This is a genomic window from Caulobacter sp. 602-1, from assembly GCF_003931565.1.
Lineage (GTDB): Bacteria > Pseudomonadota > Alphaproteobacteria > Caulobacterales > Caulobacteraceae > Caulobacter.
The window spans coordinates 1-283 of record NZ_RRYI01000167.1 but is presented as its reverse complement, the minus strand read 5'-3'; the positions used below and the strand labels follow the sequence as shown (position 1 = coordinate 283).

Annotated in this window: 1 protein-coding gene; it reads left to right on the top strand. The window is 77.7% G+C overall.

Annotation, left to right across the window (positions count from 1 at the left end):
• Positions 1-283, top strand: a 283-nt coding sequence (locus EIK80_RS26240; protein WP_199743649.1) for a hypothetical protein, incomplete at both ends; no start/stop codon positions are given.

Below are 283 nucleotides of genomic sequence, written 5' to 3'. Positions count from 1 at the left end.
CTCAGCCGGCCGTGGACGCGACGGCCGTCGCCGCCGACCAGGTCGCCGATTTCGCCGCCGCCGTGCAGACGGCCCAGACCCAAGCCCAGACGACCGCGCCGGCCGGCGCCGAAGCCGCTCAGCCCGCCTCGACCCAGCAACAGACCGTCGCTGCTCAGGCGCTGGTCCACACGGCCGCGCCGGTCGCCGCCGCGCCGGAAGGCCAGGCCGTCGACGCCGCCGCGCTCGAGGCCCTGGCCGCCCTCGCCAGCGACGAAGCGACGGCGGTCTCGACCGACGACCT